The organism is Dyella sp. NPDC103356, from assembly GCF_055584465.1.
On record NZ_JBVJLZ010000003.1, the window covers coordinates 633,985 to 656,064 of the forward strand.

26 protein-coding genes and 1 tRNA gene are annotated in these 22,080 nt (G+C 61.6%); 10 read left to right on the plus strand and 17 right to left on the minus strand.

The annotated features are described in order from the left end of the window. Positions 1-2: 2 nt before the first annotated feature. Positions 3-1,049, plus strand: coding sequence for a class I SAM-dependent methyltransferase (locus ACZ6WW_RS09640; protein ID WP_465273991.1), 1,047 nt, complete (start codon positions 3-5; stop codon positions 1,047-1,049). A gap of 14 nt (positions 1,050-1,063) precedes the next feature. Here ACZ6WW_RS09640 and glmU read toward each other — a convergent pair whose 3' ends face one another. The 13 genes from glmU to queD all read right to left on the minus strand — a co-directional run bounded on the left by glmU (position 1,064) and on the right by queD (position 11,750). Beyond that, positions 1,064-2,431 carry a bifunctional UDP-N-acetylglucosamine diphosphorylase/glucosamine-1-phosphate N-acetyltransferase GlmU gene (gene glmU, locus ACZ6WW_RS09645; RefSeq protein ID WP_465273992.1) on the minus strand — a complete coding sequence of 456 codons (1,368 nt, stop codon included), beginning with the start codon at positions 2,429-2,431 and terminating at the stop codon, positions 1,064-1,066. Between the two features lie 49 nt (positions 2,432-2,480). Continuing rightward, complete coding sequence (locus tag ACZ6WW_RS09650) at positions 2,481-3,017, minus strand: energy transducer TonB (protein WP_465273993.1); 537 nt, start codon at positions 3,015-3,017, stop codon at positions 2,481-2,483. 323 nt (positions 3,018-3,340) lie between these two features. Continuing rightward, positions 3,341-3,766, minus strand: coding sequence for a F0F1 ATP synthase subunit epsilon (locus tag ACZ6WW_RS09655; RefSeq protein ID WP_281850721.1), 426 nt, complete (start codon positions 3,764-3,766; stop codon positions 3,341-3,343). 84 nt (positions 3,767-3,850) lie between these two features. Next, positions 3,851-5,263, minus strand: a complete 1,413-nt coding sequence (gene atpD, locus ACZ6WW_RS09660) for a F0F1 ATP synthase subunit beta (protein ID WP_281850722.1) — start codon at positions 5,261-5,263, stop codon at positions 3,851-3,853. Between the two features lie 97 nt (positions 5,264-5,360). Beyond that, positions 5,361-6,290, minus strand: coding sequence for a F0F1 ATP synthase subunit gamma (gene atpG / locus ACZ6WW_RS09665; RefSeq protein ID WP_281850723.1), 930 nt, complete (start codon positions 6,288-6,290; stop codon positions 5,361-5,363). 95 nt (positions 6,291-6,385) lie between these two features. Then, positions 6,386-7,936, minus strand: coding sequence for a F0F1 ATP synthase subunit alpha (atpA, locus tag ACZ6WW_RS09670; RefSeq protein ID WP_465273994.1), 1,551 nt, complete (start codon positions 7,934-7,936; stop codon positions 6,386-6,388). A gap of 58 nt (positions 7,937-7,994) precedes the next feature. Then, complete coding sequence (locus tag ACZ6WW_RS09675; RefSeq protein WP_281850725.1) at positions 7,995-8,528, minus strand: F0F1 ATP synthase subunit delta; 534 nt, start codon at positions 8,526-8,528, stop codon at positions 7,995-7,997. A gap of 3 nt (positions 8,529-8,531) precedes the next feature. Next, on the minus strand, positions 8,532-9,002 hold the full coding sequence (locus ACZ6WW_RS09680; RefSeq protein ID WP_281850726.1) for a F0F1 ATP synthase subunit B: 471 nt from the start codon (positions 9,000-9,002) through the stop codon (positions 8,532-8,534). An 84-nt stretch (positions 9,003-9,086) separates the two neighbouring features. After that, positions 9,087-9,374: a F0F1 ATP synthase subunit C gene (gene atpE, locus ACZ6WW_RS09685; RefSeq protein ID WP_281850727.1), complete on the minus strand. Its 288-nt coding sequence runs from the start codon at positions 9,372-9,374 to the stop codon at positions 9,087-9,089. 61 nt (positions 9,375-9,435) lie between these two features. Further along, complete coding sequence (gene atpB, locus ACZ6WW_RS09690) at positions 9,436-10,269, minus strand: F0F1 ATP synthase subunit A (RefSeq protein ID WP_465273995.1); 834 nt, start codon at positions 10,267-10,269, stop codon at positions 9,436-9,438. Positions 10,270-10,272: 3 nt separating this feature from the next. Beyond that, the gene (locus ACZ6WW_RS09695; protein ID WP_281850729.1) at positions 10,273-10,638 is read right to left on the minus strand and encodes a hypothetical protein; all 366 of its coding nucleotides are present in this window, start codon (positions 10,636-10,638) and stop codon (positions 10,273-10,275) included. A 202-nt stretch (positions 10,639-10,840) separates the two neighbouring features. Further along, positions 10,841-11,233 (minus strand): phasin family protein, encoded by a 393-nt coding sequence (locus ACZ6WW_RS09700; RefSeq protein WP_281850731.1) that lies wholly within the window; start codon positions 11,231-11,233, stop codon positions 10,841-10,843. 154 nt (positions 11,234-11,387) lie between these two features. Continuing rightward, positions 11,388-11,750: a 6-carboxytetrahydropterin synthase QueD gene (queD, locus tag ACZ6WW_RS09705; protein ID WP_281850733.1), complete on the minus strand. Its 363-nt coding sequence runs from the start codon at positions 11,748-11,750 to the stop codon at positions 11,388-11,390. 101 nt (positions 11,751-11,851) lie between these two features. On the opposite strand from queD, the gene ACZ6WW_RS09710 reads away from it, so the two are divergent. Then, positions 11,852-12,220, plus strand: a complete 369-nt coding sequence (locus tag ACZ6WW_RS09710) for a DUF1090 domain-containing protein (protein WP_465273996.1) — start codon at positions 11,852-11,854, stop codon at positions 12,218-12,220. Between the two features lie 66 nt (positions 12,221-12,286). Here ACZ6WW_RS09710 and ACZ6WW_RS09715 read toward each other — a convergent pair. After that, positions 12,287-12,363 (minus strand) — tRNA-Met (locus ACZ6WW_RS09715). Positions 12,364-12,538: 175 nt separating this feature from the next. Between ACZ6WW_RS09715 and ACZ6WW_RS09720 the strand changes: the two genes are divergently transcribed. The 8 genes from ACZ6WW_RS09720 to ampE all read left to right on the plus strand — a co-directional run bounded on the left by ACZ6WW_RS09720 (position 12,539) and on the right by ampE (position 17,606). Further along, the gene (locus tag ACZ6WW_RS09720; protein ID WP_281850735.1) at positions 12,539-13,102 is read left to right on the plus strand and encodes an RNA pyrophosphohydrolase; all 564 of its coding nucleotides are present in this window, start codon (positions 12,539-12,541) and stop codon (positions 13,100-13,102) included. A 56-nt stretch (positions 13,103-13,158) separates the two neighbouring features. Beyond that, a complete protein-coding gene (locus ACZ6WW_RS09725; RefSeq protein ID WP_465274056.1) occupies positions 13,159-13,368 on the plus strand; it encodes a (2Fe-2S)-binding protein in 210 nt (69 codons plus the stop codon). Between the two features lie 152 nt (positions 13,369-13,520). Continuing rightward, positions 13,521-13,991, plus strand: coding sequence for a bacterioferritin (bfr, locus tag ACZ6WW_RS09730; RefSeq protein WP_281850736.1), 471 nt, complete (start codon positions 13,521-13,523; stop codon positions 13,989-13,991). Between the two features lie 117 nt (positions 13,992-14,108). After that, complete coding sequence (locus tag ACZ6WW_RS09735) at positions 14,109-14,864, plus strand: DUF6776 family protein (RefSeq protein ID WP_281850737.1); 756 nt, start codon at positions 14,109-14,111, stop codon at positions 14,862-14,864. Next, a complete protein-coding gene (locus tag ACZ6WW_RS09740; RefSeq protein ID WP_281850738.1) occupies positions 14,851-15,291 on the plus strand; it encodes a bactofilin family protein in 441 nt (146 codons plus the stop codon). The genes ACZ6WW_RS09735 and ACZ6WW_RS09740 overlap by 14 nt, the downstream gene beginning before the upstream one ends. A 46-nt stretch (positions 15,292-15,337) precedes the next feature. Continuing rightward, entirely contained in the window at positions 15,338-15,706 is a 369-nt protein-coding gene (erpA, locus tag ACZ6WW_RS09745; RefSeq protein ID WP_281852791.1) for an iron-sulfur cluster insertion protein ErpA, read from the plus strand. 21 nt (positions 15,707-15,727) lie between these two features. Then, entirely contained in the window at positions 15,728-16,672 is a 945-nt protein-coding gene (gene nudC / locus ACZ6WW_RS09750; protein ID WP_465273997.1) for an NAD(+) diphosphatase, read from the plus strand. Between the two features lie 64 nt (positions 16,673-16,736). Then, a complete protein-coding gene (gene ampE / locus ACZ6WW_RS09755; protein ID WP_465273998.1) occupies positions 16,737-17,606 on the plus strand; it encodes a regulatory signaling modulator protein AmpE in 870 nt (289 codons plus the stop codon). 12 nt (positions 17,607-17,618) lie between these two features. On the opposite strand, the gene ACZ6WW_RS09760 is transcribed toward ampE, so the two are convergent. The 3 genes from ACZ6WW_RS09760 to purD all read right to left on the minus strand — a co-directional run bounded on the left by ACZ6WW_RS09760 (position 17,619) and on the right by purD (position 22,068). Continuing rightward, entirely contained in the window at positions 17,619-19,481 is a 1,863-nt protein-coding gene (locus ACZ6WW_RS09760) for an MFS transporter (protein ID WP_465273999.1), read from the minus strand. A 79-nt stretch (positions 19,482-19,560) separates the two neighbouring features. Then, on the minus strand, positions 19,561-20,754 hold the full coding sequence (locus tag ACZ6WW_RS09765) for a lysozyme inhibitor LprI family protein (RefSeq protein ID WP_465274000.1): 1,194 nt from the start codon (positions 20,752-20,754) through the stop codon (positions 19,561-19,563). Between the two features lie 30 nt (positions 20,755-20,784). Beyond that, on the minus strand, positions 20,785-22,068 hold the full coding sequence (gene purD / locus ACZ6WW_RS09770) for a phosphoribosylamine--glycine ligase (RefSeq protein ID WP_465274001.1): 1,284 nt from the start codon (positions 22,066-22,068) through the stop codon (positions 20,785-20,787). Positions 22,069-22,080 lie beyond the last annotated feature (12 nt).

The following is a 22,080-nucleotide window of genomic DNA, read 5'->3' on the forward strand; positions in this document are numbered from 1 at the left end:
GCATGGAAGATGACATGCTTGTCGCGCGACGCTATTACACATCGATGCACGGCAGCAGCCCTGAACTATTCCTTGATCGAGAAAATTGCTGTCCTTGGTGTGGCAGTCGCAACCTCGCCACGCGCCTTCACACCGTCGACCTTATTCAGAGGAAACGTGGTGAATTCATGCTCGATGCCTGCAGACAATGCACGCATGTTTTTCAGAACCCACGATTGAGTAGCGAGGGCCTGGGCTACTATTACCGTGACTTTTACGATGGCCTTGGCAAGCAGCGCATGAGCACGGCCTTTGCCAGCAGAGGCCGTATCTATCACCAGCGCGCACGAGCGGTCCACACGTTCGAAGAGAGCCCTTCACTTTGGCTGGATGTAGGCGCCGGTCATGGGCATTTCTGCGAATCGGCAAAAGCGGTATTTCCTCGAACACAGTTCCATGGGTCCGATTCGTCCGAAGGCATCGAAGACGCGCTGTGCTCGAAGCGAATCGAACGAGCATTTCGTGAGCCTCTATCGATCCTCAGCCAGTACCTGAAACATAGCTACGACGTTGTCAGCATGTACCACTATCTTGAGCACACGACGGCGCCCAAAGAAGAGCTGGGTCAGGCCGCCATGTTGCTCAAGACTGGAGGCCTCCTCGTCATCGAGGTGCCCAACCTGGGTTGTCCAATGTCACGATGGCTGGGCCGGTATTGGCTTCCTTGGCTGCAGCCTCAACACCTGCATTTCGTGCCGGTCGAAAATCTCATCGCGGAGCTCACGTCACTGGGCTTCGACATTGAGCTTTACGATCACGCCGGGCCGCACGATCCCATCGATCTTTCCGCAGCCGTCATGCTTTGGCTGAATGAACATCTGCCGCCGACGGACACCCCATGGCGGAACGGTTCAAGCAGTGCCGCTTCGCGCATGCTACGGAATATGGTGCTGGCATCGATGCTGCCGCTGCTGGTCACGGCCAGAGTGCTCGATCTCACATTGGCAGGCCCGCTACTCAAGGCATTCGGGCGAGGAAACGCGTACCGGCTGATCGCCCGAAAAAGATAGTCTGGCAGTTTCAGTTATTTCTTTTCCGGTCGCTGCCAGCCCACCAAGGTAACCTGCCGTGCGCGAGCGAGCGTCAAGGTATCTTCTGGTGCATCCCTGGTAATGACCGAACCTGCCCCTATCGTTGCCTTTTTTCCGACAGTTACCGGCGCTACTAATGCGCTATTGGAGCCGATGAAGACGCCATCCTCGATACGCGTGGTGAACTTGTTTACACCATCGTAATTGCAGGTAATCGTACCGGCGCCAATGTTGACGCCACGACCAATGATGGCGTCTCCAATGTAGCTGAGGTGATTCGCTTTGCTGTTCTCGCCGATCGTCGACTTCTTGACCTCGACAAAGTTACCCACATGTACGCCGGCAGCCAGTTCGGTGCCCGGGCGCAAACGCGCAAACGGGCCGATCGTGCATGGCCCATGTGTCACCACGCCTTCGATATCGCAATGGGCCAGCACCACCGTACCGGCGGCGAACTGCACGTTCTTGAGACGACAGAACGGGCCAACGCGGACGTCGTCGCCGAACTGGATGTTGCCTTCCAGCACGACATCGATATCCAATTCCACGTCGCGACCAGCGGTTACCGCGCCGCGTATATCCAATCGCGTGGGATCGGCCATGCGTACGCCGTCTTCAGCCAGCGCACGCGCGGCGCGACGACGGTAGTGTGCTTCGAGCCCGGCCAACTGCCAGGGATTGTTGGCACCCGCCGCTTCAACCGGGTCATCGCATTCCTGGCTGAATGCTGGCCGGTTCTCTGCTGCCGCCATGGCAAAGATATCGGTAAGGTAATACTCGCCCTGGGCGTTGTTGCGATCGAGCTTGTCGATCCAGCGCTTGAGCGCAGCCGCCTCTACCGCGAGGATGCCTGTGTTGATCAGATTGACCGCACGCTGAGTATCATCAGCGTCCTTCTCCTCGACCACCGCACGCACCAGCCCATTCCCGTCACGCAGCACGCGGCCGTAGCCCTGCGGCTCAGCCAGCCGCGTAGTGAGCAGGCATAGCGTTTCGTTCGATTGCGACAGGCGACGCAGCGTTTCGACACGAGTCAACGGCACGTCGCCATAGAGCACCAGCACGCGCGCCGTATCGGGGATGTCGCGCAGCGCTTGTGCCACCGCATGGCCGGTACCCAGACGCTCGGCCTGCAAGGCCCAACGCAGATCGGACTGGCTGTCGAATGCGCCACGCACCTGGTCGCCATTGTGGCCGTAGACGATGTGGATGGCGTTCGGCTGCAGCGCTCGCGCAGCCTCGATCACATGAGCGAGCAATGGTCGCCCGGCCAGTGGCATCAACACCTTGGCCAGCTTCGACTTCATCCGCTTGCCTTCGCCGGCGGCGAGGATGACGACATGCAGCGGGGCGTTGTTCATGGCGCTGACCTTGGCACGTTGCTGAGAGGGAGATAATGATAACGGACGATCAGGCCTGAGCCGGGTGATCGGCCGTATGGGTTATGGCACGGCCGTCACGGCATTCGAAATGAAACGTATAACGTAGGCTGAAGGGCCTGGTTTCGTTGCTGGTTTCGTGTTGCTCACCGTTCGCATCGGCCGTCCAGTAGCGAATGACCAACGGATTGAACTGCCACTGTTTCGCAGCCTCGCGTGTCGCGGAGATAAACAGTTTGTGCTCGGCATCCGTCTGCGTTTCATCTGCCACGCGCACCTCGTCGACCTTGCCGTCGGTGTCGACGATCAACAGGGCATCGACATCTACCGGCTGCATGCAACGTGGCAACAAACTGGGCGGGTAAATCGGATCGACACGCTGGAAGGGCGAGCCGCCGCTGGCCACCTGCCCCATGGCGAGTTGGTAGTGGAGCGTGTCCTTGTCGACCTTCTCATGCCAGGAAGTGTTGCCTTGATTGGCAGGCACGCTGGCCAATCTGCTTTGATTTTGTGCGCAGGCACCCAGTAGCAGGGCGATGGCTGCGGCAAGAAAGATTCTTACTGACATAGCGCTTTCTGTGGGGGAGCGGGCAATCAGGATGCATGCGAGCGCGCGAGACTTGCAAGGCGCCCCCTCACCCCAGCCCTCTCCCCCGGCAGAGCCAGGGGAGAGGGAGCTAGAGCCGGTAGGTGTCAATCTTGCTGCAGGCTACTCTCTCCCTCAGCCCAAGCCTGAAGAGAAGGGCTAAAGCCGGCCAGTTTCAACCTTGCCCCGAGTTGCTCCCTCTCCCCTGGTTTCGCCGGGGGAGAGGGCTGGGGTGAGGGGGCGCTCTAAAAGCAAAACGCCGGCACAAAGGCCGGCGTCTCGCAAACATCCATCGAACGAAGCGCTCAGTGCTTGAGGTTCTTGCGCAGACGCTCCAGCGCCTGCAGCTGCGCCAACGCCAATGCCAGCTTGGCCTGGGCCTCGGCAATGTCTTCGGCGTCCGTGCGGTTGGCCAGGGCGTCCTCGGCTTCTTTCTTGGCGCGCTGAGCAGCGGCTTCGTCCAGATCGGAAGCGCGCACAGCGGTATCGGCCAGGACGGTCACGACCTGCGGCTGCACTTCCAGAATGCCGCCGGATACCCAGAACTGCTGGCGCTCGCCGTTGGTCAGCACCACATCGACGTGGCCCGGCTTCAGGCGGGTAATCAGCGGGGCGTGGCGGGGCGCGATACCCAGCTCACCCATTTCACCGGTAGCGACGACCAGGGTCGCGTCGCCGTGAAAAATCTCGGCTTCGGCGCTGACGATGTCGACTCGCAGGGTATGGCTCATGACGGTGTTCCAATACGTTCGATAAAGCGGCGGTGACGGTAAACCCGCTGATTCTTGATCAGCGGGTCCAATCGTTCACCTCGATCAGGCTGCCTTCTTGGCGCCCATCTCTTCGGCTTTCTTGATCGCCTCGTCGATGCCGCCGACCATGTAGAACGCCTGCTCCGGCAGATGGTCCACGTCGCCGTCGACGATCATCTTGAAGCCGCGAATGGTTTCCTTCAGCGACACGTACTTGCCCGGCGAACCGGTGAACACTTCGGCCACATGGAAGGGCTGCGAGAAGAAACGCTCGCACTTACGTGCGCGCGCCACCACCTGGCGGTCTTCCTGCGACAGCTCGTCCATGCCCAGAATCGCGATGATGTCCTTGAGCTCCTTGTAACGCTGCAAGGTGCCCTGCACACGACGAGCAACGTCGTAATGCTCGTTGCCGATCACCAGCGGGTCGAGCTGGCGGCTGGTCGAAGCGAGCGGATCGACGGCCGGGTAGATACCCAGGCTGGCGATATCGCGCGACAGCGCCACGGTCGAATCCAGGTGAACGAAGGTGGTAGCGGGCGACGGATCGGTGTAATCGTCCGCAGGCACGTACACGGCCTGGATCGAAGTGATCGAACCGGTCTTGGTCGAGGTGATGCGCTCCTGCAGCACGCCCATTTCCTCGGCCAGCGTCGGCTGGTAACCCACCGCCGACGGCATACGGCCGAGCAGCGCGGACACTTCGGTACCGGCCAGCGTGTAGCGGTAGATATTGTCGACGAACAGCAACACGTCCTTGCCCTTGCCGCTCTCGTCCTTCTCGTCGCGGAAGTACTCGGCCATGGTCAGGCCGGTCAGCGCGACGCGCAGGCGGTTGCCCGGCGGCTCGTTCATCTGGCCGTAGACCATCGCGACCTTGTCCAGGACGTTGGAGTCCTTCATCTCGTGATAGAAGTCGTTACCTTCACGAGTACGCTCACCCACGCCGGCGAACACGGACAGACCCGAGTGCGCCTTGGCGATGTTATTGATGAGCTCCATCATGTTCACGGTCTTGCCCACGCCTGCGCCGCCGAACAGGCCGACCTTGCCGCCCTTGGCGAACGGGCAGACCAGGTCGATGACCTTGATGCCGGTTTCCAGCAGATCGGTAGCCGCGGCCTGGTCAGCGTAGCTCGGGGCTTCGCGATGGATCACCCAGCGGTCCTGCTCGCCGATCGGGCCGGCTTCGTCGATCGGGTTGCCGAGCACGTCCATGATGCGGCCGAGCGTCGCCTTACCGACCGGCACCTTGATGCCTTCGCCGGTGTTGCGCGCCACGAGGCCGCGCTTCAGGCCGTCGGTCGAGCCGAGCGCAATGGTACGCACGACGCCATCGCCGAGGACCTGCTGGACTTCCAGCGTGATCGCCGTGCCGTCGATCTTCAGCGCGTCGTAAACCTGCGGCACCTGATCGCGTGCGAATTCCACGTCGATAACCGCGCCGATGATCTGTACAACTTTGCCCTGACTCATGGATATGCTCCGAATGGATCTTTAAGGTTCTTTACAGCGCCACCGAGGCGTCGCTTGTTTAATGAATACGCGTGGCCACGTCCGTGGCCGCCCGTGGTTATACCGCCGCTGCGCCGCCGACGATTTCCGAAATTTCCTGGGTAATCGCGGCCTGACGCGCCTTGTTGTAAATCAGCGTCAGTTCGCCGATCACCTTGTTCGCGTTGTCCGATGCGCTCTTCATCGCCACCATGCGCGCAGCGTGTTCGCTCGCGAGGTTTTCCAACACGCCCTGGTACACCACCGACTCGATGTAGCGACCCAGAACGTATTCCAGCACCGTGGCGGCATCGGGCTCGTAGATGTAGTCCCAGTCATGCGACTGTTCGAGCTTGAGACCGGCCACCGGCCAGTTCGGCGTGTTCTGCTTGTCGCCTTCGGCGGCCTGCATTTCCGCGGCCACCAGCGGCAACGGAAGCAACGCGTCGACCGTCGGCTTCTGCGTCATCGTGTTGATGAAGTCGTTGTAGGCCAGGAAGACACGGTCGAGCTTGCCGTCCGTATAAGCGTCCAGCACCACCTTGATCACACCGATCAGTTGCTCCAGCTTGGGCTTGTCGCCCAGGTGGGTCACGCTGCCAATCAGATTGACACCCTTGATGCGGCGGAAGAACTGCACTGCCTTCTGACCGATCGCGAGCACATCGACTTCGACGCCCTTGGCCTGCCACTCGCGGATCGACGGAATCATGCGACGGAACAGGTTGGAGTTCAGACCACCGCACAGGCCGCGATCGGTGGTGATCACCACATAGGCGACGCGCGCGGTCTTCTCACGCTGCACCAGGAACGGATGGGTGAAGTCGGTGCTGGCCTGCGCAACGTGCGCAATCACCTTGCGCATCTGCCGCGCATAGGGCCGCGACGCCTTCATCATGTCCTGCGCCTTGCGGATCTTCGAGGCCGAGACCATTTCGAGCGCGCGCGTCACTTTGCGCATGTTCTGCGTGCTCTTGATCTTGGTTTTGATTTCGCGTCCGCTTGCCACGTTTGCCTCAACCTTTAGGGTTCTTGCGATCCCGGTCCGATGACCGGAGTGCTGCACGGTCGCCCATTAATGAGCAACCGCACGCCCGTTACCACTTACCAGCTACCGGTCTTCTTGTACTCGTCCAGCGAGGCCTTGAAGACACCTTCGATTTCGCCGTTCCAGTCACCCGTAGCGACGATCTTCTTCATCAGCTCTTCGTGATTCTGGTGCATGAACGAGTGCAGACCCTTTTCGAACGGCAGCACCTTGTTCACCGGCAGGTCGTCGAGGTAGCCCTTTTCTGCGGCGTACACCGACAGCGCCAGTTCGGCGATCGACAGCGGTGCATACTGCGACTGCTTCATCAGCTCGGTCACGCGCTGGCCGCGATCCAGCTGGGCGCGGGTGGCCGGGTCGAGATCCGAGGCGAACTGCGCGAACGCAGCCAGCTCGCGGAACTGCGCCAGGGCCAGCTTCACGCCGCCGGAGAGCTTCTTGACGATCTTGGTCTGGGCGGCGCCACCGACGCGCGACACCGAGATACCGGCGTTCACGGCCGGACGGATACCGGCGTTGAACAGGTCGGTTTCCAGGAAGATCTGACCGTCGGTGATCGAGATCACGTTGGTCGGCACGAATGCGGACACGTCACCGGCCTGCGTTTCGATGATCGGCAGCGCGGTCAACGAACCGGTCTTGCCCTTCACTTCGCCGTTGGTGAACTTCTCGACGTATTCCTCGGACACGCGCGATGCGCGCTCGAGCAGACGCGAGTGGAGATAGAACACGTCGCCCGGATAGGCTTCGCGGCCCGGCGGGCGCTTCAGGAGCAGCGAGATCTGTCGGTAGGCCACGGCCTGCTTGGACAGATCGTCATAGATGATCAGCGCATCCTGACCGCGGTCGCGGAAATACTCGCCCATCGCGCAACCCGAATACGGCGCGATGTACTGCAGCGCGGCCGATTCGGACGCCGAAGCGACCACCACGATGGTGTTGGCCAGCGCGCCGTTCTCTTCGAGCTTGCGCACGACGGCAGCGATCGACGAACGCTTCTGGCCGATCGCGACGTAGATGCACTTAATGCCGGAATCTTTCTGGTTGATGATCGCGTCGATCGCCAGCGCGGTCTTGCCGGTCTGACGGTCGCCGATGATCAGCTCGCGCTGACCGCGGCCGATCGGGATCATCGAGTCGACCGACTTGTAACCGGTCTGCACCGGCTCGTCGACCGACTTACGCCAGATCACGCCCGGCGCGACTTTCTCGATCGCCGAGCTGAGCTTGGCGTTGAGCGGACCCTTGCCGTCGATCGGGTTGCCGAGCGAATCGACCACGCGTCCGAGCAGCTCCGGACCAACCGGCACTTCGAGAATGCGGCCGGTGGTCTTGGCGGTGTCGCCTTCGCGCAGATGCTGGTATTCGCCCAGCACCACCGCGCCGACGGAGTCGCGCTCAAGGTTCAGTGCGAGCGCATACGAGTTGCCCGGCAGTTCGATCATTTCGCCCTGCATCACATCGGCCAGGCCGTGGATGCGCACGATGCCATCGGACACGCTGATGATAGTGCCTTCATTGCGGGCTTCCGCGCCGAGCTTGAACTGCTCGATGCGGCTCTTGATCAGTTCACTGATCTCGGACGGGTTCAACGTGGTGCTGGACATAGGTCGTTATCCTTGGGTTCGCGCCGCTTTAACGGCACCCGATGATTTGAATCTGGTGTCAGTGCGCCAACGCGCTGGCGAGCCGCTCAAGGCGGCCGCGCGCGGAGCCATCGATCACTTCGCTGCCGGTGTCGATCACCACGCCGCCCAGCAGCGAGGCATCGACCTGAGTTTCCAGTTCGATCTCGCGCTTGAAGCGGCGCTTCAGCGAGGTTTTCAGCTGTTCGGTCTGCGCGGTATCCAGGGCCATGGCGCTGGTGACTTTCACCAGCAGCTGCGACTCGGCTTCACGCTTGTAGGTTTCGTACAACGCAGCCACTTCCGGCAACAACGACAGACGGCCGTTTTCGGCCAATTCGCCGATAAACACGGCGAACGGCTTGTCGTTGCCCATGCCCTTTGGCAAGTGCAACTCAACCAGCTGCGCCGGCAGCACGCGCGGATCGTTGACGAGCTGGACCACGCGAGGGTCCTTTGCCACTTCAGCAGCAAAGGCCAACGCGTGCGACCACTCGTTGAACGCACCCGCCGACTGAGCTACTTCGAAGGCGGCGCGTGCATACGGACGAGCTAGAGTGATTGCCTGAGCCATGGCTTAGATCTCGGCGGCGAGCTGGTCGAGCATCGCCTTGTGGGCCGACGGATCGATTTCGCGCTGCACGATCTTCTCTGCGCCCTGAATCGCCAGACGACCCACCCAGCCACGCAGCTCTTCGCGAGCACGCTGCTGCATGCTGACGATCTCGTCGGCGGCGGCAGCCTTCACGCGAGCGGCTTCGGCCAATGCATCGGCACGCGCCTTGTCGACGATCTGGTTGGCCTGTTGGGTTGCCTTGTCGACGATCTCGGATGCCTGCTGGCGAGCCTGCTTGATCTCCACCGCCGCTTTCGCGTCGGCATCCTTCAATTCGGCGCGCGCGCGCTCGGCAGCCGCCAGACCTTCGGCGACCTTCTTCTGACGCTCTTCAATCGCATGATTGAGCTGCGGCCAGATGAACTTGGTGGTGAACCAGACCAGGATGGCGAACGACACCATCTGGCCCAGGAAAGTCAGATTGATATTCATGACCTTTCCGATAACTCCGTAACGCGTGGGACCGCCGATCGTCGCGGCTCAATGCCGCGACGACAATTCGCGCCGACTAATGGATTAGTGGGCGAAATTGGCAATGACCTGGGCGGTCAGCGGGTTCGAGAAAGCGAACAGCAGCGCCACGGCCAGACCGATAATGAACGCAGCGTCGATCAGGCCGGCGAGCAGGAACATACGGCCCTGCAGCAGCGGAACCAGTTCCGGCTGACGTGCGGCGGACTCGAGGAACTTCGAACCCATGATGGCGATGCCCAAGCAGGCACCCAGGGCGCCCAGACCGATGATGACGCCGATGGCGATCGCGGTCATGCCCTGCACATGGGAAATGAGTTCGGCGAGGTTCATAGTGTTCTCCTGATGAATCGGGGTTTTAGTTGAAGTTAGAGATGAAGCGAAAACGTGAGTCTTAGTGATGCTCGCGGGCCGTCGCGATGTAGACGATGGTGAGCATCATGAAAATAAAGGCCTGCAGCAGGATGATCAGGATATGGAAGATCGCCCATGCCGTGTTGAACAGCACGCCCGGCAGGAAACTGATCCAGCCAGCGAACAGACCGGCGATCAGCATGAAAACCAGCTCGCCGCCGTACATGTTGCCGAACAGTCGCATCGCGAGCGACACCGGCTTAGACAGGTATTCGATCACGTTGAGCGCCAGGTTGAACGGCACCAGGATGATCTTGACCAGCAGGTTGTCCGCATGGAACGGCGCGGTGATCAGCTCCTTGCCGAAACCTAGCGTACCCTTGGCCTTCATTCCGTGCGCCAGCACGATGAAAAACACGCACAGAGCCAAGCCCATGGTGGTGTTGATATCGGCCGTCGGCACCCAGCGGAAGTACGTGTGGTGGGCCACTTCCGCGCCGGCCACGGTATGCACGGCAAAGCCCGGCAGATCGAGCGGCAGCAGATCCATCGTGTTCAGGAACACGACCCACATGAAGATCGACAGCGCCAGCGGGGTCACCGTACGGCGATCGCCGTGAAAGGTGTCCTTCACCTGAGTGTCGACGAACTCCACGATGATCTCGACGAAGGCTTGGCCCTTGGAGGGCACGCCCGAGGTCGCCTTGCGGGCCTTCAGCCAGAACCACAGGCAGAACACCACGCCGAGCACGAAGGACACCACCAGCGAATCGAGGTGGATCTTCATGAACGCGCCATCACCCAGGCTCACCACGTTGTGGTGCAGGTGATGCTGGATGTATTCGGTTAGACCACCTTGCGGCTCGCTCGCCATCTCTTAACCCTTGAACCTGAACGCCAGCAGATTTATTGCGTACGCAGCCACCAGCCCCGTGATGGCGGCCAGTGGCGGCAGTTTGTATTGACCCAGGATGATGATCAGTCCCCCGATGATCGCCATCCATTTCAAAACCATGCCTACCAACAGGCGTCCCATCGTCATGCCGCCGCCACCCAATCCAGCGAAGGTCCGCGCTGCCAGCAGCGCAGTCCCCAGCGCCACGATGGCGGCGCCCGCAGCGCCCGCTATTGCATCGCGAAGCCCCTGCGTCAGGAAGGCGATTCCCACGAGAGCCGCCACGGCAAGCTGCAGCAAGACAATGCGCAGCGCGAGACGACGTCCGGAGGCAAGACTGTTGAGCACGTGTGTTTCCCGTACGGTTTCGCTGTAAGCGGCACCGCTCCGGCTATCGGGGCACGGTCCAATCCCAAAAAGTATATCAGCCGGGTCTTCAAACCGACAAGCCAAACCGGGTCGGAACTTATGTGCAAACGCAAGAAAAAACCGGACCCTTTGTCAGGGCCCGGTTTCTTGTATTGCCGGCTCGAAGCGCGTTGCGCTCGACTTACTTGCCGGCGGCAGCCTTCTTGACGGCAGCGACCGGAGCGGCCACGGCGTCATTGGCAGCCTGCTGCTGTTCCTGCACCAGCGCGTTCAGCGACTCGGCGGTCTTCTGCGTGACGGCGAAGATTTCCTGCGTCACGGCGACAGCGCGCTCGGCGTTCTGACGGCTCAGGTTGGCGCCCTTTTCCCACAGGGTGCGCAGGCCATCGGCGTCACGGGTTTCGAACACGTCGCTGAAGAACTCGGTAGTAGCCTGGGCGTGCTTTTCGAACGCGGCCAGCTGCAGCTCGGCGACCTTCTCCAGCCCCTTGAGGGCCAGCGACTGCGCCTTGAACGCGCTATCGGCCAGCTGCTTGGTGTAGGCAAAAATCTGGGTATTGAGTTGCTGCGTCATGACTTGAGTCCCTCGGCGGGAATTTGGGTAGTGATGCAAAGGCTAGCAACTGTCTTTGTGCAATGCAATATAATTTTTGTGAAGACGAGGGCTTTCAACGATTTGTACTATTATTTCAATAGCTTGACAGTCGCTGAAAGAATTTTGCAACGCGTCAAAAACTAGCCCTGCTGCAGCTAGCGCCTGACGTGCAGGTCTCATGGACGACCACCTTGTCCAGGCCTGGCAGCACCACCGACAGGCGCTGGAAGATCCAGCGCGCCAGCATCTCGCTGGTGGGATTTTCCAGACCCTCGATGTCGTTGAGGTAGTGATGATCGAGCTGGTCGTACAAAGGCGCGAAGGCCGATTTCACGTCCGCGAAATCCATCACCCAGCCCAGCCTGGGATCGGGCTCGCCCACGACGTGGATCTCGACCTTGAACGAATGGCCGTGCAGACGTGCGCACTTGTGCCCTTCGGGCACGTTCGGCAGACGGTGGGCCGCCTCGATGTGGAAGACTTTGAAGATGTGCATCGCAGTATTCTAACGCGCCCCGTCGGTATTGATCCGCTGCCGCTATGCTCGGGCAGCCGCCCAAGGCATGCGGGCGGCACAGACCATGGAGGCTCAAAAGCATGAAATACCTTCTTGTCCTGCCCCTCACCGTCCTGGCCTTTTCCGCTTTCGCGCAGTCGTCGCTGTGCGAACAGAAACAGCAGGATATCCAGCGTCAGATCGACTATGCCCGCCAGCACGGGAACACGCCGCGTGTCGCCGGTCTCGAAAAGGCCAAGGCCGAAGCCGGCAACGGCTGCACGGACGACAAGCTGAAAGCATCGCATGCAGCCAAGATCAGGGATCAACAGCATCAGGTCGACGAGCGCCAACGGGAACTCGATCAAGCGCGTCGCAACGGCGAGAGCAGCAAGAAGATCGCCAAGCGGCAGCGAAAACTCGACGACGCGCAGCGCGAACTGAAAGAGCTGCAGTCAACGGCCTATTGATTCAGCCCGAATCCCGAGCCGCGATAACGGAAGGGAATGGCATGCCGCGAGGGATTGCAGGGTAAATGGTGGCTAGAGGCGGGATCGAACCGCCGACCTCAGCATTATGAGTGCCGCGCTCTGACCAGCTGAGCTACCTAGCCACTGTACCTTGCGAGAGGCCGAATCTGGGCGATCCGGCCGGGGCGCGGCAGTTTAGTCGGATTGAACCCCTGGTTCAACCCTGTTGCTTGCCGCCGCTTCGGATGCTGTGGTTGAATCGACCACGGGTCAGACGCCATATATAAGTCACCGGCGCTCCGTACCCAAGGAGACGACATGATTGACGTTGATGGCTACCGCCCGAATGTGGGGATCGTTCTGCTCAATGCAGACGGCCGCCTGTTCTGGGCGCGCCGTGTCAATCGGGACGGCTGGCAATTCCCGCAAGGCGGCATGCGCAGCGACGAAACGCCGCTGGAAGCGATGTATCGCGAGCTCGAAGAAGAAACCGGCCTGACGCCTCAGCACGTCGAAGTACTGGGCAGCACGCGCGGCTGGCTGCGCTACAAGCTGCCCCATCGCTACGTACGCCATCACCAGCACCCCACCTGCATCGGCCAGAAACAGGTCTGGTTCCTGCTGCGCCTGGTCGCCAGTGAAGAATCGCTGTGCCTCAATGCCTGCGAGAAGCCCGAGTTCGATATCTGGCGCTGGGTCGATTTCTGGTATCCGGCCGCCCACGTGGTGAACTTCAAGCGCCAGGTCTATGAGCGCGCCCTGCGCCAGTTCGCGCCGGTGGTGGAGACCCTGCTCAGCATCCACATCGGCAATCAGCCCCAGCAGGCCGAGGGGGACGAATTGCCCTGCAACGAGCCCAAGGGCGGGCACGCCGCTGCCTGAACGGCCTCGACCGGCCGTCGATGAGCTTGTTGACAATCATTCGCATTCGCGTTCTTATACGCGTCATGTATATCTGTCTATGCAATGCCGTCACCGACCATGACATCCGCCGCGCCGCGGCCGATGGCGTGCAGAGTTTCGCCCAGTTGCAGGCCCGCACGGGCTGCTCGGATTGCTGCGGCTGCTGCGAGCAGGAAGCGCGCGCCACGCTGGACCGCGCCGTAGAGCAAGTGATGAACCAGCTGCCGATCGTCGCGATCGCCTGACGCTCTGCTTTGCTTCGTCAACAAGGCCGCGCCCAGAGCGCGGCCTTTGTGTTTTTGCGGCAGAAAACCATTTCCATTTGCGTTCCGCCATCGTCATACGCTTGTGCGTATAGTCCCCGGCTGTACCCGCTACCCCCGCTAGGAGACGTGCCATGAAAGGCGACGCCAAGGTCATCGAATTCCTCAATAAGGTGCTCTACAACGAGCTGACCGCGATCAACCAGTATTTCCTGCATTACCGCATGTTCAAGGACTGGGGTTACAGCGAGCTGGCCGAGCACGAGTACAAGGAATCGATCGAGGAAATGAAGCACGCCGATCATCTGATCGAGCGCATCCTGTTCCTCGACGGCCTGCCGAACCTGCAGCATCTGGGCAAGCTGCGCATTGGTGAAAACGCGCTGGAATGCATCCAGGGCGATCTGGATCTGGAAATCGCCGCGGTGAAGGATCTGCGCGAAGCGATTGCCTACAGCGAAGGCATTGCCGACTACGTCAGCCGCGACCTGTTCAAAGGCATCCTGCACGACGAAGAAGAGCATATCGACTGGCTTGAGACGCAACAGAGCCTGGTCAAGGACATCGGCGCCGAGCGCTACCTGCAGAGCAAGATCAGCAGCTGATCGAGGCATAGCCCTCAGGTGTGGACGGGCGCACAGCCCGTCCACAAACCACCCCCTTTTTCTTGACGCTGGCATCACGTGGGGGCTATACCGGGTTTTTGCCCGGAACCATCCCGCATGGGTTCAAGACCACCACCGCGCTTCGTGGTGCGACAGCACGACGACGCTTATCACCGTCGGCGCCTGCTGTGGCTGGCCGGTGGCTGGGCGGCAAGCCTCCTTGCAACCGGGCTGATCGTTGGCGCTTTGGCCAGCCGCAGTACGCCCGCTGCCGTCGACAAGCGCCAGGTGCGCGAACTGACCGCACAGAACGAAGACCTCAAGCAGCAGTTGGCCAATGCGCAGCGCGCACAGCAGGTCAACGACATCGCCGCGAAATCCGTGCAGGGCACCCTGGCCGAGCGCGAGGAAGAGATCAACGGCCTGCGCGCCGATCTGGGCTTTTATTCGCGCCTGATCGGCGGCGATGCGCAGCGTCAGGGGCTCAAGGTGCAGGAGCTGAAGGTCAAGCCGATGGCCGATTCGCCGCGCGCCTGGAACATCAACCTCAGCCTCACCCAAAGCGCCAAGCGCGGCGATGAGGTGACCGGCAAGCTGCTGATCAGCGTGGACGGCCTGCGCGGCGACAAGGTCGTCCAGCTCGACTGGCCCGCGCTGGGCGATGCCGCGCAAAAAGACGGCATGCCGTTCCGCTTCAAATATTTTCAACAATTGCATGCCACCGTAGTGCTGCCGGCCGACTTCAAGCCAACGCGTCTGCACGTAAAAGTTCAGCCCGATGACGATACCGCCATCAGCCGGGCCGTCAGCTGGACCGACGCGCTGGCCGGCAATCTGACTTCAGTACAGGGAGACAAAGATGCTCAACCGTAATAAGCGCAATGAGCGCCCCGCCCACACGCCCAGCAGCGATACCAGCCTGATTGCCCGCGGCACGGTCATTCGCGGCGACCTGCGCTTCAGCGGCGCGCTCCATCTGGATGGACGCATCGAAGGCTCGGTGCTGGCCGAAAATGCCGAAGCAGTGTTCACCCTGAGCGAGCACGGCCAGGTACAAGGCGAAATCCGCGTGGCGCATGCGGTCATAAACGGCCATGTGCAGGGCGATATCCACGTAAGCGACCGCCTGGAGCTGGCGCCGGAAGCCCGCATCGTCGGCGATGTGCACTACCAGACGCTGGAAATGGCTGCCGGTGCCCAGGTGAACGGCCGCATCAGCCACCAGGGCACGGCCGAAGTCCGCCATCAGCTGTCCGCGCCCCAGAAAGAACACAAAGAAGAGGAACCGGCGCTGGCCTGATCGCGGTATGCTTGCCAAAGCCCCGCTTCAGCCCCATATCCAGCGCATGGAAACCCTCGTCTCTATTCCCGACTACCGCCAGGCGGTTGCCCCGTTGGTATTTACCGACGCGGCTGCGCGCAAGGTGCACGAGCTGATCCTCGAAGAAGGCAACCCGGAGCTCAAGCTCAGGGTGTACATCACCGGTGGTGGCTGTTCGGGCTTCCAGTACGGTTTTACCTTCGACGAAGCCCAGGCCGAAGACGACTTTGCGCTGGCTCGCGAGGGTGTGACCCTGCTGGTCGACCCGCTGTCGCTGCAATATCTCACCGGCGCCGAGATCGACTACTCCGAGAGTCTCAGCGGCTCGCAGTTCGTGATCCGCAACCCGAACGCCAAGACCACCTGCGGCTGCGGCTCGTCCTTCTCCACCTGATTGGGCCCGGCAAGGACTCCCATGACCCTGCCGCGTACCAACACCTTCGCCGGCCTCAGCCTGATCCTGGACCGTCTCGCCGAACGGCGCGACGAGCTTGACTGGGTGGCCGAACAGGCCGGCTCCGAGCACGCGCGTTACCTGTTGCTGGACGCACTCGGCGAAACCTATCTGTTGCCGGGCAACGAAGCCTTGCGCTGGCTCAACGCCGAGGAACGCAAACTGCTGGCCAACGTGCCGGCGAGCTTTCTCGGCTTCGCCCAGGATCGCCCGCATTTTCTGTTGACCGTCGAAGACGCCGATCTCGCCCGCGAGCTGGAAACGCAGCTCGGTGCGCGCCGATTGGGGCTACGCGAAGCCGGTCTGCTGCTGCCATCGGACGAAGCAGGCTTGTTTGCCTACGCCAAAGGCCTGGCCCATTGGCAGCGTGAAACGCGCTTTTGTGCGTATTGCGGCTCGCCACTGGTCCTGGTTTCGTCCGGGCACCGCGCCCAATGCAGCAACGCTGCCTGCGGACGCATGCATTTCCCGCGCACCGACGCCGCGATCATCGTGATCGTCGAGCACGAGGGCGCGTGCCTGCTCGGCCGTCAGGTCGGCTGGCCCAAGGGGCGCTATTCGACCCTGGCCGGCTTTATCGAACCGGGCGAATCGCTCGAAGATGCCGTGCGCCGCGAAGTGGCCGAAGAATCGGGCGTCATTGTCGGCGAAGTGCACTACCACTCCTCGCAGCCGTGGCCGATGCCCGCCTCGCTGATGGTCGGCTTCACCGCCAAGGCGATCGATCCGACCATTCACCTGCGTGATCGCGAGCTGGAAGACGCGCGCTGGTTCACGCCGCAGCAGATCGTCGACGGTCTTGCCGATGGCAGCTTCGGCGTGCCGTCGCGCCTGTCCGTGTCGTATCAATTGCTGGCCAGCTGGCTGCGTCTGCGCGCCAATCTGGAACTGGACGCACTCATCTAAGCTCCGTGCCGCTTCAATGCGGCTGCGGCCTCGCTACAATGCGGCCAACAACGGAGAGTCATCGATGGCCGTCAGTTTGCTCACTGCCCTTCTCGCGCTTGGTCTGCTGCACTTCCTGCCGCAGCTGGCGCATTGGCGCGGCGCCGGCGGCCTACGCCGCTGGGTAACGCAGTTGAGCGACACCAGTGGTGCAGGTCGCATCATCATCACGTTGCTGGTTCCCCTGGTCGCCTGCCTGCTGATCCAGTGGCTGCTCAGCCTGCTGCCGTTCGGCGGTGTGCTGCGCCTGCTGTTTGCGCTGGTGGTGCTGCTGTACTGCATGGGACCCAATGCGTTCGAAGCGGATCTCGAAGCCATCCTGCGCGCGCCGGATCGTCCCAGCCGCGAGGCGGCCGCCCAGGTGCTCAGCGACGACGGCGAGCCGGTCGCATGGAATGCCCCGGCGCTTGGCGAGGCGGTGGTTTATGCCGCGCTGCGTCGTCGCTTCGGCGTGCTGCTGTGGTTCTTTCTGCTCGGGCCGACCGGTGCGTTGCTTTATCACCTGGCCCAGACGCTGGGCCGCAATCGTTCGCTCGGCCTGGATGCCGATGCGCAGACCATCGCGTTTTCGCTCTCCAACGTACTCGACTGGCTACCTGCGCAGCTGCTGGTGTTCACGCTTGCCCTGGTGGGCCACTGGGACGCCGTGATCGGCGCGTGGAAGCGCTGGCATAACCAGGCTGCACCGGCAAGCTGGTATCGCGAAGGGCCTGGGTTCCTGGGTGCTGCCGCGCGCGCGGATATCCTGATCGACATCGTCGCCGGGGATGGCTATGCGGAAGACCGCAGCGATCCGATTACCGAGCTGCTCCGATTGCGCGGTGCGCTGCTGCGTGCGTTGCTGGCGTGGCTGAGCGTGGTGGCGTTGATCGTGTTGGCTGGGTGGATCAGCTAAGACGCTCTTTGCTTACGCCATATCCCCACGCAATTCCCGCACTCGCGCTTCCAACGCCGCCGCACTCGACTGCTCCGGCGAGCGCACCGCATCGACCACCAACTCGACGCGCGCACGAAACCGACGTGGCAGGCGCAGCTTGCGTCGACGACTCCACATGCTGCCCCACAATCCACGTAACGCCATCGGCACCACTGGTACGGGCCGACGCGCGAGAATCTTCTCCACGCCCGGCCGGAAGGTAGCGATCTGTCCATCACGGGTCAGGCCGCCCTCGGGAAAGATGCACACCACTTCGCCATCGGCCAGGGCCGCATCGATCGCCTCGTAAGCCGCGTCGAGCACGGCCGGATCTTCCTTATAGCCAGCGATCGGAATCGCCTTGGCGGTTCGAAACACGAAGCGCAGCACCGGGATATTGAAGATCTTGTAATACATCACGAAACGCACCGGCCGACGCACGCTGCCCATTAGGATCAACGGATCCATGAAACTGATGTGGTTGCACACCAACAGCACCGCGCCTTCATCGGGGATCTTTTCCCCGCCATCGACGCGTGTGCGATACAAGGTGTTGGTCAGCGCCCAGGTGATGAAGCGCATGATGAATTCGGGAACCAGGGTAAAGATGTACACCGCCACCGCGATGTTCAGCAGCGCCGCCGCGAGGAAAATCTGCGGCGCCTCCAACCCCAGCATCGACAAGCCCAGACCAAACCCCGAGGCGATGCAGATCAATAGAGCATTGATGATGTTGTTGCCGGCAATGACCCGCGAGAGCTGTGCGCGTGGCGTGCGCGCCTGCACGAAGGCAAACAGCGGCACCACGTAGAAACCGGAAAACACCCCCAGCAAAGCCAGATCGAGCATCACCCGCCAATTGCCGGCGCCATGCATGAAGACCTGCCAGGTCAGGTTCTGCACCGGACTGATGCCATGCCGTGCGAAATAAAGATCGACGCCGAACACCGTCAGACCAAAAGCGCCGACCGGCACCAGACCGATCTCCACACGCTTGCCGGAAAGGTGCTCGCACAACAAGGAACCGATGCCGGTACCCAGCGAGAACAGCGTCAGAATCAGCGTATTGACCGAGCCGTCGCCACCCAGCGTGTAGTGCGTGTAGTTCGGTAGCTGTGCCACCAGCACAGTGCCGAAAAACCAGAACCAGGAAATGCCCAGCACCGCGTTGAACACCGCACGATCGGCATGCGTGAGCTTGAGCACGCGCGCGGTTTCGGTCCACGGATTCCAACTGAACTTCAGCTCCGGTGCCGTGGCTGGCGCGGCCGGAATGCTGCGGCTGATCGTATAGCCGATCACCGCCACGCCGACCGTCAACGCCGATGCGGCGATCGGTCCGTAGCCGGCAATCAGCATCAAGGCGCTACCGGCGATCATGCCGACCAGGATGGCAAGCTGCGTACCCATTTCGACCAGGCCGTTGCCGCCGACCAGCTCTTCAGGCTTTAAAGCCTGTGGCAGGATCGCGTATTTGATCGGCCCGAACATGGTCGAATGCAGGCCCATCAGGAACAACACCACCAGCAGCAGGCTGGTGTGATGGGTATAGAAGCCGAATGCCGCCAGCGCCATCGCGCCGATCTCGAACAGCTTGACGTAGCGGATGATGCGCGTCTTCTCGTACTTCTCCGCCAGTTGCCCGGCCATCGCGGAAAACAGGAAGAACGGCAGGATAAACAGCGCCGGCGCAAGGTTCGTATAGAGCCCGACCGTGTGCTCGTCCAGCCCCATCTGGAACGCCACCAGCATGACCATCGCGTTGCGGAACGCGTTATCGTTGAACGCCCCCAACGCCTGGGTCCAGAAGAACGGGGCAAAACGACGGCGGCCAAGCAGGGAGAACTGACTCATGCGGATCCTGGCGTGAGGCGGTGGCGGTAGCCTAGCGTGAAAAAGCTAAGAACGGATTCGCGATTCGTTATCTTTGTCGTCAATCGCCATTATCGATATTGTCGTCGATGAAGCTGGTGCGCTCGCCGACCCAGGCCTGGACGATGTTGTGCGCGGCCTTGTCGGCATCCGTGGCCGAAAAACCGCGCTGCGCAACCAGCCACTTTGCCGTTGCCTGGCGGGCCGGCCCCATGGCCGCCACGACTTCCGCACGCTCTTTACCTGGCCACTGCTTGTCTTCGTACTGGCCCATCAACTCGTTTTCCGCATCGCCCGCTTCGCCCTTCGCCAGCGGCTTGAGAAAATCGCGAGGCGTGGTCGTCGCACGCAAATCCAGCACGCTCCAATTGACATAGCTGGCATAGCGAATGGTGCCGGCGCCTTTATTGGCGCGCATCAGTGCCGATTCCATGGCTTTATCCATGCGCTTCCATGCCGCTTGATCGAACAGGCCGGCAGCGGGTTGGCAAACCGGCGCAAAGCTGTCGCGCGTCGATCCATAAAGCGACCCAAAGGCCTTGTAGGCGGCATCGCCCCATCGTGCAAAAAGAAAGCAATGCACATAGGGGCGTTCGACATTCTGATCGTAGCCTTCACGTTCGATGATCATGCGCAACAAGGTCAACGAGGGTTTACCCGCCGTAGGATCCTTGTCGTGCTCGACATCCATGTAAACGCTTTTGGCAAATTCGTCGTCGGAAAGGCCGGCCAAGGCAGCATCGCGTCGGGCACGGGCCTCGCTGTCACTGACGACGGCCTTGGGCTCGTAATCGTGCAGGTACACCAGCCACGCCGAGGCCAACGGGCCGTTGTACTGGCGCAATTGCGTGGCCGCTGTCGCCGGATCGGCGGGAATGCCCGCAATGATGCGATCCAGCGCGGCATCGGCCGCGTCAGCAGAGGCATCGAGCTCTTTGTCGCGAGCGGCCAGCTTGGTCTGCAGACAGACCTTCAAACCTTCCACAGCGCCTTTGCACCCATCACGACCGGCAAGCCATGTCCGTTGTGCCGCGCGAATATCGGCCACCTTCGAGGCAGCGCTTTCCGATAGCAAATGGCGATAGTGACCACTGATCTGCTCGTCGAGCACATTGAGCTTGGGGTCGTCGCAAATGGCATGCTCGATGTCGGTCGATGCTTTCTTGCAATCGAACGATGCGGCACGGGCGCCGGAGGTGATACCCAGCATCAGGCAAACGCCAACGATCGCGGTCCAGTGACGAACTTGTTTCAACGCACGCATCCCTTCCCCCTGCTTGATTGATCAGTGTCGGTGCAAGGCCCGATGTGCGATGTCGCGTCGAAAGAACGCACCCTCGAAACGGATTTTCGATGCTGCTGCATACGCATTTTCGCGTGCCGCAGCAATGTCCTTGCCCAGTGCGCAAACGGTAAGTACACGCCCACCTGCGGTTACTGGCTGTCCCTTGTCATCGAGTTTGGTACCGGCATGGAACACCTTGGTTTCCGGACCGAACTCGGCGCCGGCACCTTCGATGACATCGCCGCTATGCACCTTGCCCGGATAACCACCGGCAGCCATCACGACGCCGAGCGACGGGCGCGGATCCCACTGCGCCTTGACATCGTTCAGACGTCCATCCAGCGCCGCCTCGATCAGTTCGACGAAGTCGGACTTCAGCCGCAGCATGATCGGCTGGGTTTCCGGGTCGCCGAAGCGCACGTTGAATTCGATCACCTTCGGTGCGCCGCTCTTGTCGATCATCAGGCCGGCATAGAGAAAGCCCATGAATGGCGCGCCTTCGGACGCCATGCCACGCAGGGTCGGCTCGATCACTTCCTTGAGGATGCGCTTCTCGACCTCGGGCGTGACCACCGGCGCGGGCGAATAGGCGCCCATGCCGCCGGTATTGGGGCCCAGGTCGCCGTCGTCGCGGCGCTTGTGGTCCTGGCTGCTTGCCATCGGCAACGCGTTCACGCCGTCGCTCATCACGATGTAGCTGGCTTCTTCGCCTTCGAGGAATTCCTCGATCACCACGCGAGCCGAGGCATCGCCAAACGCGTGCGCGCCGAGCATGTCATGCAAGGCCAGCTCGGCATCGGCCAGCGTCAGCGCAACCACCACGCCCTTGCCCGCCGCCAGGCCGTCGGCCTTGATGACGATCGGCGCGCCGTGCTGGCGCACATAGGCGAGCGCCGGATTGAGCTCGGTGAATACGGCGTAGCGTGCGGTGGGAATATTGTGGCGAAGCAGGAAATCCTTGGCGAAGGCCTTGCTGCCTTCGAGCTGCGCGGCGATGGCCCGTGGCCCGAAGATGCGCAGGTTCGCCTTGCGGAAGCGATCGACCACGCCCGCCACGAGCGGTACTTCCGGACCGACCACAGTGAGCGCGATCTTTTCGTCCTTGGCCAGCTTGAGCAGGCCGTCCAGATCGGTCACGGCCACGTCGGCATTGCGCAGGCCGCGCTCGCGTGCCGTGCCGGCGTTGCCCGGCGCGACGATCACCTCGCTTACCCGCGGCGACTGCTTGAGCTTCCAAGCCAGCGCGTGTTCGCGCCCGCCGCTGCCGATGACGAGGATTTTCATGGGTGCTCCGGA

What these genes read in the sequence shown, in the direction of transcription:
- ACZ6WW_RS09640 (WP_465273991.1), top strand. Translation starts at nt 3, where the DNA reads ATGGAAGATGACATGCTTGTCGCGCGACGCTATTACACATCGATGCAC.
- glmU (WP_465273992.1), bottom strand. Translation starts at nt 2,431, where the DNA reads ATGAACAACGCCCCGCTGCATGTCGTCATCCTCGCCGCCGGCGAAGGC.
- ACZ6WW_RS09650 (WP_465273993.1), bottom strand. Translation starts at nt 3,017, where the DNA reads ATGTCAGTAAGAATCTTTCTTGCCGCAGCCATCGCCCTGCTACTGGGT.
- ACZ6WW_RS09655 (WP_281850721.1), bottom strand. Translation starts at nt 3,766, where the DNA reads ATGAGCCATACCCTGCGAGTCGACATCGTCAGCGCCGAAGCCGAGATT.
- atpD (WP_281850722.1), bottom strand. Translation starts at nt 5,263, where the DNA reads ATGAGTCAGGGCAAAGTTGTACAGATCATCGGCGCGGTTATCGACGTG.
- atpA (WP_465273994.1), bottom strand. Translation starts at nt 7,936, where the DNA reads ATGTCCAGCACCACGTTGAACCCGTCCGAGATCAGTGAACTGATCAAG.
- ACZ6WW_RS09675 (WP_281850725.1), bottom strand. Translation starts at nt 8,528, where the DNA reads ATGGCTCAGGCAATCACTCTAGCTCGTCCGTATGCACGCGCCGCCTTC.
- ACZ6WW_RS09680 (WP_281850726.1), bottom strand. Translation starts at nt 9,002, where the DNA reads ATGAATATCAATCTGACTTTCCTGGGCCAGATGGTGTCGTTCGCCATC.
- atpE (WP_281850727.1), bottom strand. Translation starts at nt 9,374, where the DNA reads ATGAACCTCGCCGAACTCATTTCCCATGTGCAGGGCATGACCGCGATC.
- atpB (WP_465273995.1), bottom strand. Translation starts at nt 10,269, where the DNA reads ATGGCGAGCGAGCCGCAAGGTGGTCTAACCGAATACATCCAGCATCAC.
- ACZ6WW_RS09700 (WP_281850731.1), bottom strand. Translation starts at nt 11,233, where the DNA reads ATGACGCAGCAACTCAATACCCAGATTTTTGCCTACACCAAGCAGCTG.
- queD (WP_281850733.1), bottom strand. Translation starts at nt 11,750, where the DNA reads ATGCACATCTTCAAAGTCTTCCACATCGAGGCGGCCCACCGTCTGCCG.
- ACZ6WW_RS09710 (WP_465273996.1), top strand. Translation starts at nt 11,852, where the DNA reads ATGAAATACCTTCTTGTCCTGCCCCTCACCGTCCTGGCCTTTTCCGCT.
- ACZ6WW_RS09720 (WP_281850735.1), top strand. Translation starts at nt 12,539, where the DNA reads ATGATTGACGTTGATGGCTACCGCCCGAATGTGGGGATCGTTCTGCTC.
- bfr (WP_281850736.1), top strand. Translation starts at nt 13,521, where the DNA reads ATGAAAGGCGACGCCAAGGTCATCGAATTCCTCAATAAGGTGCTCTAC.
- ACZ6WW_RS09735 (WP_281850737.1), top strand. Translation starts at nt 14,109, where the DNA reads ATGGGTTCAAGACCACCACCGCGCTTCGTGGTGCGACAGCACGACGAC.
- ACZ6WW_RS09740 (WP_281850738.1), top strand. Translation starts at nt 14,851, where the DNA reads ATGCTCAACCGTAATAAGCGCAATGAGCGCCCCGCCCACACGCCCAGC.
- erpA (WP_281852791.1), top strand. Translation starts at nt 15,338, where the DNA reads ATGGAAACCCTCGTCTCTATTCCCGACTACCGCCAGGCGGTTGCCCCG.
- nudC (WP_465273997.1), top strand. Translation starts at nt 15,728, where the DNA reads ATGACCCTGCCGCGTACCAACACCTTCGCCGGCCTCAGCCTGATCCTG.
- ampE (WP_465273998.1), top strand. Translation starts at nt 16,737, where the DNA reads ATGGCCGTCAGTTTGCTCACTGCCCTTCTCGCGCTTGGTCTGCTGCAC.
- ACZ6WW_RS09760 (WP_465273999.1), bottom strand. Translation starts at nt 19,481, where the DNA reads ATGAGTCAGTTCTCCCTGCTTGGCCGCCGTCGTTTTGCCCCGTTCTTC.
- purD (WP_465274001.1), bottom strand. Translation starts at nt 22,068, where the DNA reads ATGAAAATCCTCGTCATCGGCAGCGGCGGGCGCGAACACGCGCTGGCT.